This window comes from Ferdinandcohnia sp. SAFN-114, from assembly GCF_059415045.1.
The window spans coordinates 1-1,657 of record NZ_JBPFDQ010000187.1 but is presented as its reverse complement, the minus strand read 5'-3'; the positions used below and the strand labels follow the sequence as shown (position 1 = coordinate 1,657).

Sequence of the window (1,657 nt, the reverse complement as noted above, 5' to 3'; positions counted from 1 at the left end):
TAACGTACAGGTATTTGGCTATTTCTATATCGAATTTTGCTTAGCGTACAAAATTTCCGAAATGTTGGCTGTACCCCTAATACAATCAATTGTATTGTTCCAAAAATAGGAGGAAACATTCTTTAAGGTTTTTTATAATCGGTAAAATTCATAAATGGGAGGAATTCATTAATTTGTGTAGCTGGGGATGATGGCTGCTGCGGTCCTTTTTTCATGTACAAAAAAATGTTCAACCAGATATATCGTAAGTCCGAAATATAAATACAGAATTGAACTTACCAACATTATAAAAATTTCCAGGAACAGTTTAACATTTACCAAATAAACTGTTCCTAATTTTAAGTTTATTTATTATCAAAAGGTCGGAGCAGGAAATTCATCAATTTTGATACGAAGTAAACTATAAGGTTTCTGTCGTAAGTCTTTTCCATAATGAAATCTAGGCTGTCGATGTAATTGGTTCACAATGACATACAAATATTGATCCGGACCAATTGAAAAAGTATCCGGCCACAACATTCTCGGGTCATGTATGATCGTTTCCATTGTGCCATTTGGCAATATCTTGCGGATACAGTTGTGTTCATAATCTCCAGCATAAACAGTTCCCTTTGCATCAGTGATCATTCCATCAGATGCACCTTTTTCTCCCCAATACTCCACATGATAAGGTAATTCCATGTCCGGTATGCTTCTGTCTCTCAGGGCTTCTGTTGTGATCGAGAACAGATGACGACTGGTTAGTGGACAAAAAAATAATACCCTTCCATCAGGCGAAATCGCAATACCGTCAGAAGCCAGTCTAAATGGAGAAGTACTGCCATCTTTATTTCGATTCATTAATACTTTTCCTTCTACTTTCGGTATAAAATAGGGATCGGGTGAAGTTGAATTTGCCCCATTTAACCGTCTGAAGGCGTTTCCATCTGCTAAATCTACGACGATTATAGCTCCTGGTCCTGTTGAAGAAGAATCCGTTATATAAGCATACCCTGCTTTTCCAACACGAAAATCAAAACGGACATCATTCAAATAAGTTGTAGGCAGGACAACATCTTCTGTAAAGGTATATACTTTTCTTATTGTATTCGTTTCTAGATCAACAGCGACTAATTTTGCCCCCCCTTTAATAGGTTCAGAAAAATTGGGTGCAGCTGTATCTAATACCCAAAGTGTTCCCCTTCCATCAGCAACTACACTTTGGACACTGATAAAAGTCCTTGTAAAATTCTCGGGGTTAACCAAATTGGTTTGTAAATTAGGATAAGGCTGCAATTTATCCTCAACAATTTCCGCCACCGTAAATTTAACATCGTCTCCCCATTTCGGGAAGCAAATGAAAATACGACCGGTTTCTGAAACAGTAACACCTGTAGGCATAGCCCCATAAAATGGATAAACCAGTTCAAAATTACCGAAATATTTTTCACTAGGTAACATAGGTATCATCATATCCTCCTTAAGCATCAAACGGGATATCACCTATATATGATTTATATTTTTTCTAGTGCATGTTTCTTAATAAGTTTTTTTCTATAAAACATTAACCTCTATCGATTCAACAACTAAAGTCGGTCGGAATAAGAAAAACCGGGCATAGCCCGGTCCTTTTCATGGTTAGAGAATATCCGATAATTTGTACTCTATGCCATGTACC

The 1,657-nt window shown here is 36.9% G+C and carries 1 protein-coding gene; it reads right to left on the bottom strand.

Going from position 1 to position 1,657, the window contains the following annotated elements:
* Nucleotides 1-354 precede the first annotated feature (354 nt).
* Nucleotides 355-1,449, bottom strand: a complete 1,095-nt coding sequence (locus ACR65M_RS26785; RefSeq protein ID WP_061794307.1) for an L-dopachrome tautomerase-related protein — start codon at nt 1,447-1,449, stop codon at nt 355-357.
* Nucleotides 1,450-1,657 lie beyond the last annotated feature (208 nt).

Coding starts and splice junctions, on each gene's coding strand:
- ACR65M_RS26785 (WP_061794307.1), bottom strand. CDS start 1,449: ATGATACCTATGTTACCTAGTGAAAAATATTTCGGTAATTTTGAACTG.